The 8,557-nt window shown below is 63.5% G+C and carries 7 protein-coding genes; all 7 read left to right on the forward strand.

Features of this window, described 5'->3' with window-relative positions; translation table 11 throughout:
- Nucleotides 1-46 precede the first annotated feature (46 nt).
- The gene (locus tag RT513_RS20440) at nucleotides 47-1,441 is read left to right on the forward strand and encodes a hypothetical protein (protein WP_313534492.1); all 1,395 of its coding nucleotides are present in this window, start codon (nucleotides 47-49) and stop codon (nucleotides 1,439-1,441) included.
- Nucleotides 1,442-1,566: 125 nt separating this feature from the next.
- Nucleotides 1,567-2,325 carry a hypothetical protein gene (locus RT513_RS20445; protein WP_290690130.1) on the forward strand — a complete coding sequence of 253 codons (759 nt, stop codon included), beginning with the start codon at nucleotides 1,567-1,569 and terminating at the stop codon, nucleotides 2,323-2,325.
- Entirely contained in the window at nucleotides 2,316-2,900 is a 585-nt protein-coding gene (locus RT513_RS20450) for a hypothetical protein (RefSeq protein ID WP_290690128.1), read from the forward strand. Before RT513_RS20445 ends, RT513_RS20450 begins: the two co-directional genes overlap by 10 nt.
- A complete protein-coding gene (locus tag RT513_RS20455; protein ID WP_290690126.1) occupies nucleotides 2,897-3,292 on the forward strand; it encodes a DUF6950 family protein in 396 nt (131 codons plus the stop codon). Before RT513_RS20450 ends, RT513_RS20455 begins: the two co-directional genes overlap by 4 nt.
- Nucleotides 3,280-5,406, forward strand: a complete 2,127-nt coding sequence (locus RT513_RS20460) for a hypothetical protein (protein ID WP_290690124.1) — start codon at nucleotides 3,280-3,282, stop codon at nucleotides 5,404-5,406. Before RT513_RS20455 ends, RT513_RS20460 begins: the two co-directional genes overlap by 13 nt.
- Nucleotides 5,407-5,482: 76 nt before the next feature.
- Nucleotides 5,483-7,648, forward strand: a complete 2,166-nt coding sequence (locus RT513_RS20465; RefSeq protein ID WP_290690122.1) for a hypothetical protein — start codon at nucleotides 5,483-5,485, stop codon at nucleotides 7,646-7,648.
- Nucleotides 7,649-7,710: 62 nt separating this feature from the next.
- Nucleotides 7,711-8,557: hypothetical protein (locus tag RT513_RS20470; RefSeq protein WP_313534495.1), on the forward strand; the 847-nt coding region annotated here is incomplete at its 3' end.

Here is an 8,557-nt window from a genome sequence, read left to right on the forward strand (position 1 = left end):
CGAAATATCACGATTACGACAGCGAAATCAGCGACTTACTTGGAGAATGTGGGTTCAGGTTCTTCAGGACCGGTTCACCATGTTCGCGGGTGATTTCGACCGGATGACCGGACTTTCAGGAATGCTGGCGGATGGCATCCTCTCGCTGTCGCAGAACCTTGAGGGGGCGGTTGTTTGGGCCGGGTCGTTCGCTACTGCCCTTGGGCTGGCGGGGACGGCCATGTGGGCGGTGAACGGCGGGGCTGTGGCCTTCCTCGCCACGATGATTTCTCTCCGGGCGGTCATGATCACCCTAGGGATCGGCGTTGTCACCCTCGCTATCGGGACGCTGGTCAACTACTTGCTGGACGCCACGCGGGAGACGGGCAGCTTCTCGAAAGCGCTGGAGCAGTTGGCCGGCATGGCCAGTGAGGTTGTGCAGCGGATCGGCCAAGGGTTCAACCTGATGGGCGAGATGATCGCCGGCGTCGGGATGGGAATTTCCGCCGCGTTCAATTCGGTTTGGGCCGACATCCTGGCGGGACTGGATAACATGCTGAATGGCGCTGCGGCGTCCATCAACACCTTCCTGAATTCCACGGGCAGCTTCTTCAACAAGGTCACAGGCGGCGGCATCGAGGGGAATTGGGGGAAGCTGGAGGTTGGACGGTCGGCGGGCGTCGAAGCGCAGGTTGCAGCGCAGAACCAAGCCGCTGCCGCGCGCGAATACATGGACAGCCTCAACTCCAGCTTCATGGACCTATTCACCAAGCCTCTCGGCGGCGGGATGACCGGTTCCCATCTTGGAACCCCGTTTGAACCCTTGGGGGGGCTGCCGAAGGAGCTTGAGGCAGCAGTTCCCGTGGCCAAGACCCTCGGCGATGAGTTGGACAACACCGGGAGCAAGGGCGAGAAAGCAGGCAAGAAGACCAAGGACGCTATCGACGGGGCCAAAGATGCGGCTGAGGATTTCCAGTCGACCCTTGGCAGCGCATTCCGTGATCTGATCACCGGAGCATCGTCCTTCAGCGAAGTCTTGTCGCAGATCCTCGGCAAGCTCTCCGACATGTTCGCGGAGCAGGCCTTCAAGGGCATCTTCGACAGCAGCGGGGCAGGCGGGTTTCTGACCTCCATCTTCGGTGCGCTCGGCTTCGGTGGCGCGCGCGCGAACGGCGGGCCTGTCGATGCCGGAAAGGCCTATGTCGTCGGCGAGAAGCGGCCGGAGATGTTCATCCCCGAAACGTCCGGCACGATCCTTCCTTTCGTGCCGCGCGCGCAGCAATCCGGAGGCGGGGAGGTCGTCGTGCGGACCTATCTCGACCCGCAGACGGGCGCGCTGGATCAGAAGATCGAACGCATCTCCGGTCAGAGCGTTCGTGCCGCGGCTCCCGAGATTGTCGGCCAATCGGTTACGGCTGTCGGTGCGCAGAACCGCAGAACCCGGCGCTACCTTGGCAAGTGAGCGTTCCGTGACGGTTCGGGTCGGCCCGAAGGTGACGGTGAAGGCGGAGGCCCCCGCGCCGCCTGAAGCATCCGCGCTCCGGGTTGCATCGGAAAAAGTGACCATCCGAGTGGAAGATAGACACGATGGTTAACGTCTACGCTTGGCCTCCGGTCGGGTTTCGCAGTTTCGAGTGGTCGGTGGAGCAGCCGGTCGCGAAATCGCGCTCTCTCTGGTCGAACCGCCGCTATGTGTCCACGACGCAACGCCGCCGCCGCGTGGCCACGATCAGCGTTTCGGCGGGCACGACCATGGGCGCAGGCTACATGGAGGCCCTGAAGCGGCTTCTGGAAGGTGGGACGCACCTCGTCAGGCTGGACAGTTATCCGCTCAACCCGGACGAGCCTGAGTTTCCCGATGGAGTTTTGAATAGTGAGCCGTTCGAGTGGCTTGAGGGCGCAGGCCCCGATCCTCTCGGATGGCAAGCGTTGGGGGGTGATCTGCGGTGGTTCCAGTCTCCCCCACTATTGGCGTCCGCTGTCTCCCCTCCGGGCGCCAATCCGGCATGGGTTCAGGTCGATGGCCTCCCTCCCAACGAACTGATCGCCATGCCGGGCCAATTCGTCACCATCCTATCCGGTGATCCGGAGGTAAAATCGGTCCGCATGATCCTGGCCCCCGTGATGTCGGATGCGTCAGGTTCGGCGGCGATCAAGTTCGAGGGCGAGCGCCCCGTGAATATCCGGCGCGTCCAGATCGGCACACAGGAAAGCTCGGCATTCGAGGCCCTCTCGATCCCGCGCGCGCCCCGCGTGGTCAACTCGGACTGGTTCTACGACTGGTCATTCCTTGAGGTGTTCGAGGACGAGACGGCCGGTTTCGTGGAGGTTGACCCGTGGAACTGAGCCGGCAGGTCGATGAAGCCCTCATGTCGGCCATCGAGGGGGAGACGTTCTACCCCGTGATGCTGGTATGGCTCGACTGGCCGTCGGGCGAGGTCCGGATGCATTCGGGCAAGGGCACGATCATCTGGCAGGGCGAGGAATGGCTCGGGGTGGGTGACGCGTCCTCTGTCGTTTCCGGCGAGGAGGGCCTCGGCATGGCCGCTTCTACCGCCACACTGCGCCTCGCCTCATCGTCGGACGAGATCATGGCCCGTATCAGCGACCCGATCCGCAACCGGGAAGGCAAGCTCTACTGGGGCGCGGTCACGCAGCCGCAGGGCAATGTTCTGGTGGGTGAGCCGATCAACTTCCACGAGGGCTATATGGATTCGTCCGCTGTTCCGATTGAAACGGACGATACAGGGATCACCCACTACATCGAGATCACCCTCGCATCCGGGCCGGGGGCGCGGTCGGTGAGTTCGATCTACCACACCGCTGAGGACCAGAGCCGGAAATACCCCGGAGACACCGCCGGTCGGCACGTCATCAACGCTCTCGCGCGCACGGAAACGCAGCGTTGGCCGGAAAAATGACACCTGAGGCAGTGATGCGGATCGTGATGGAGGTCATGGGCCGCAAGTGGGAGTGGGGTGTCTCGGACTGCACGGCCTCCGCGTGTGAGGTTTTCCGCCGGCTGCATGGCGTCGATCTCATGGGTCGGTATCGTGGGGCGTACAGCACGGCCCGGCAGGCGCGCCGCCTGCAAGGCCCGGACTATGCCGCGTTCTGCTACGCGCAGGCGACCAGAAGCGGCCTTGTGACGAAGGATGAGGCTGAACCCGGCGATATCGGACTCGTCGAGGGCCGTCACGGGCTCTCTCTGGCGATAGCTGTCTCTCCGCAGGTGTGGGCTGGAAAGACCGAAGGCGGGTTCGCCACCACCAATGCCGCCGTGATGATCTGGGGTATCCCATGCCGCAACTAGCCGTCGCCGCCATCGCGGCAGCGGGCTCCTACGCCACTTGGGGTACCGCGTTCGGGACCGCGCTCGCGAACCTATCGGCATCGCTGCTGCTGTCCACGGCATCGCAAGCGCTGCTCGGGAAATCCCCGCGGTCGGCGGATATCCAGCGGGAACTGGCGCGCCCGACGACGACGCCGCAATACCGCGCGGTCTACGGCACCTATCGCGTTCCGGGAACCCCTGCGCCGTGGATGGTGAAGGGGAACATGCTCTACGGGTGCCTGATCCTGAACAGCCGCCCGAGCACCGGGCCCTTCAAGGTATTCGTCGACAAGCGCGAGCAGACACTGACGGGCAACATCTACAACTTCGGGACAGGTGGCGGAGCAAGGCCCACGACCGCGCCGCTTTACGACACGGAGGAAGGGTCGCATGGTCCTGTAGAGTTCGTCCGGTTCTGGATTGGTCGCGGGGATCAGACGCAGCCGCCGCAGCAGATACTGGACGAGGTGCCGGAGCTTTTCCAAGCAACGGATGCATGGCGCGGAATGACGGTGATCTGGATCAGGGCGAACGCCGGGCGGAACAGGGGGCTTACCACCCGTTGGCCAGCATCGCCGCCAAATATCGAGGTCGAGGGCAACTGGACGCCTGTGTGGGATCCACGCACCAACACGACGGGATGGAGCGACAATCACGCGCTTTGCATTCTGGACGCCCTGATGAACAACCCGGTTCGGAAGTTCCACCAGCGCGACCTGATCATGGACCACTTCATCGCAGCTGCGAACATCGCGGATGAAGACGTTCCTCTCTCTGGCGGCGGATACGAGGCCCGTTACAGCGTCGGCGGCATCCTCGTGTGGACCGATGCGGAGATTGAGGACCAGCTTGCCCCCATGGCTGCGGCTGGCGCGGCGCGGTTTATTCGGGCGGGCGGAAAACTTGGCATCGCCCCGGGAGCGTGGGTCGACCCTCTCCCGGAGGTAGCTGACATTCTCGCGGAGGATGGGCTCGACTTCCAGCGTTGGGCGGCGGGGAATGACCTGCCAACGTCGATCTCGGCTTCCTACACCTCGGCACAGCGGGGTTATGAGGACGCCGACCTCGGGCAATGGCCGATCCCCGGTGCGCTGGAGGCAGATGGCGGGGTCGATAAGCCCGTGTCGTTGGACCTGACGTGGATCACATCCCCGACGCAGGCAATGCGGGTGCAGAGGATCGAGGGGCTTCGCGCGCGGATGCAGCGCCAGATACGCTGTACGCTCCCGCCATCCGCAATCCGGGCAATCGCGGGGTCTGTGCTGCCGCTGACGGCTCCGGCCCCCTACGCAGCGATGAGCGGCACCTACGAGGTGCAGAGCATCAACCTCGCGCTCGATCCGATGGGGGATGATGGAGTGGCAATGCGGTGCCCGGTCGTCCTGAAGGAGACGGCGGCATCGGTCTATTATTGGGAGCCGGGCTTCGAGTACGAAATCGGTACAGGATCGGGGTATAACCCGCAGCCGCCTGATGTGAGCGCCCCGACCGCTCTTTCGGCGACCTCCATGACCATCAACGGCGCGCCGGTCATTCGCTTCTCTTTCGATCCTGTCGAGAGCGCTCTTGCCGCCCGATACGAGTGGGAATGGACGTCCACGGAGCAGGCCGCGTGGCGCTCCGGTGGCAGCATCGCATTCGACCTGGAGGACATCTTCGACCGGGCCTACGGCATCCTGACGGAGCCCGACCTTGGCGCAGCGCATTCCATCCGGGTTCGCACAGTCAACCTCGTGGGGCAGGTTTCAGCGTGGGCCACCATCACGGGCATCGTCGCCAGCCCGCCTGCCACTGACGTTCCCCCGCCGACGCCGGTTTCCGCCACCGGAGGCGCGGGGCAAATCGCGGTCGAGTTCACCGCGCCGAACCATCCCGACTTCCGGGCCATCGAAGTCTACGGTTCGGCAATCAATGACCCCGGCACGTCCTCCCTCGTGGATGGCCCCCGTTATGTCTCCCCGAACGCCGTGGTCGAAACCATCGTGAGCGGCCTTGGCTCAGGCGAGACGCTCTATTTCTGGTCGCGCTCCATCGACCAATACGCGGCCGCGTCCGGGCTTTCGTCGCCGTCGATCAGCGCCACAACCTCCTGAAGGATAAATCATGCCGGCTCCCGTTTATAGCCTCCCAGTAGTGGGGGTTCCTCCGAATGCTTACACGACACAAGCGATGCACGAGGCCGCGATCAATGCTGTCTTGCAGCAGATGTTCACGGACTACGTGGCGCGCGATCAAATCCTTCAGACTCAGATTGACTCGCTATCCGGCGGGGTTCTGGTCGTCGGAGAGTGGGACGCCTCATCGGGAGCCTTTCCCACGACACGACCTGACGGCTCGCCGATCCAGCCGGGCGATGCATGGCTCGTGTCTGACGCTGGAACGGTCGACGGGGAAACCTTTGGTGAGGGGGACCGGATCATTGCCCTCGTTTCTGGCGGCGGCACGACCTACGAGGGGAACTGGGTTCACGCGGCTTATTCCGACATTCTGGCCGATATCATCGCCGCAGGGAATCCATTCCCTGACAAGGAGACATTTGTCGCAGCTACTATCCCGGAGGCTACTACTACGGTGCGTGTCCTCGGCGGGCCAGGCATCCTAACCTATATCCGGGATGCCGCAGGCCAGACAGAGCATTCCGACGGATCGCGGTGGCGGTTGGTCTCTCCGGCACATTATTACAGCGTCGCGGCGCTCGTGGCCGATAGCTATGCTTTCGACCCCGACGACCGGATCACCGTCGGCTTTTCGATGGCTTCGGCCTTTGGCTATCGCGTGGTGGCCAGCGATGCGGACGTGACGACGGCGGGCGGCGTGCTACTGCGCGTTCTGCCCCGCGCCGACCAGTTCTATGCGGTCGATGCCTTCGCGCCGCCGCCCGACGGGGCTGATTGCTCCGCGGTCGTGCAAAAGGCCATCAGTCGGGGTAGGGTGGTGCTGGGGCCGCGGCGCTACCATGTCAGCAATCTTGTCCCCCGCACGTCTATGCACATCAAGGGCGAGGACAGCAGTTTCACGGCTGGCAGGGCGGGGCTGATCTGCACCGGGGGCGCGGTATTCTCCGATACCGGGGCGACGGAGATCCATGGCGTCACGCTCGAGGATTTCTACACGGATGCTGCCGTGGCAGGCTGCCGCTTCTGGCACAGCCCGTCCACGGCAAAATATACCGGGTCGTTCAAAGTTCGGAACGTTGTCGCAAGCTGCAATTTCATCTGTCTGTTCACCTGTGTGCCGATTTACTGGCTGATCGATCGATGCAATTTCGGACAGTCGGGCAATCGCATTGGCGGCACTCAGGAATTCCGCATCTTCGAAGCATGGTGCACGAACGGCAATTTCCCTATTAATAACAACGTCGTGCGCGACACAAAGCATTACAATTGCGCGGCGGGCAGCACATATGACGCGGCTTATACCGTACGCTGCGGTCGGAGCTGGCTGTTCGTCAATTGCACGGCGGAGAGTTTTCCCTCCGCCTGCATTTTCGACGCTCGGAGTGTGGGGCAGGTCGCATGGGTTGATGGATGGATCGAGTGGGTCGGCCACGCGGCGCTGTTCAAATGCGCCATCGACAATACTGCCCCTTTCGCGATCAGCGGCTCTCCGATCCGCATCGTCGGCCCGACGATCTATTTTGGCGACGCGACAACGCAGTACCTCGTGCAGAATATCAACGGGGTCGTGTCGCTCCGGGACATCAACATGACCGGCGTCGTGGCGCAGGTGCGCGCCGCAAGCGATCCGCGCCAGATGGTCGAGCCGGTCAATATCTACGGTGCGCAGCCCGCTTTCTTTAACAACCTGCAGCCGCAGGGCCGGAGCTTTCTGCAGCGCGTCACGCCGTGGCGAAATGGCGTCACGCAGGACCTAGTCAGCCTCACCTCAACCGGATCGCCGCCGACAAAAGCGGCGGTCATCTCCGACCTGACCGGGGCCACGACGACGGCGATCACGGCGGGCAACGAAGTACAGGCGGCGGCGGTTCGAATTCCGCTCGCTCTGATGCAGCCATTGGAAGGCGGTTATGCCACTTTCGTGCTCGTGGGGCGGTTTCTGTCTTCGCCGCCGACGAACAGCTGGGCACGCGTTGTGCGGTGGTCAAATCAGGTATCGCCGACCTACGCCAATATCAGCGGCGGTGCGGTGGATCTTGAGCGGATCACCGGCACGCGTCTCGCGGTGTCGGCCGTCGCCAGTTACATCCCGGTCGGTCTGACATCGTACCACATCGGCCTGCAATTCGCTCCCGAGACCAACGGCGCGACATTCCAGATCGAAGGCCTTTACGTGCTCACCGGCGATCAAGTGGTCCAGTACCCCTTCGTCGTCTGAACCCCGAAATCCTCATCCTCCACCCGCCTTTTCGGCGGGCTTTTTCATGCCCGGAGATCAGCATGGCAGAGATCGTTCTTGAGTCCGAAAATGGCTACGGCTGGTCTGTCGTGCCGCAAGGCCAGCAGCCCACGAAAGCGCATGTCATTGCGCTGAGCAGCTCCCACGGCTTCGGCTGGTCGGCTGAAAAGGGTGGCGGCGGTGTAGGCCCTCTCCCGGAAGTCCTGCCTGAGCTTGTCTTCGGCAACATTGTCCTTGTGGGCTCGGAAATCACCCATGTTCCGGGCGAATGGCCTACGGGAGTCACGGTGGAAGGCGAATACGTGCGCCGGGCGAATGGCACGGGCGCATGGCTGCCGACCGGCGTCACGTCTGGGCCGTATTCCGCCGCGACTGTCGCTGACGTGGTGACGTGGCGCGAGATCGGCACCGATGCAGAGGGCCGCAGGACCACGATCTACGCACAGCCTTTCGCGACGGTCTATGCCGAGCCGGTCGTCGTCACCGAGGCAACGCTGACCGGCACGCCGCTGCCGGGTGAGTCCTATACCTCCACGGCGGCGACTTTCTCCGGCTATCCCACGCCCGAGGTCACTCACTTTGTCCAGCGCCAGCTTGGCACGACCGGGGCTATCGAGACGGTTGCCGCGACTGGGGTCTTTATCGCGGGTTATCGCTACCGCCCCGCGACGCGAGGGGTGAGCTTTGCGGGCGAGGTCTGGTCCTACGGCACGGGCTGGACGGCTGTCGTTGCAGACCCCGCTGTGGCTCCGACAGTCAGCCTCGCACGCACTCCCTCCGGGGCGATCACTCAGGGCGATACGGTCACGCTGACCGCGACCGCAACAGGAACGCCAGTCCCGACGCCGGTGTGGGAGATCACCCGAAATGGCGCGCCGTTTACGACGG

Source organism: Haematobacter sp. (assembly GCF_032102465.1).
Lineage (GTDB): Bacteria > Pseudomonadota > Alphaproteobacteria > Rhodobacterales > Rhodobacteraceae > Haematobacter.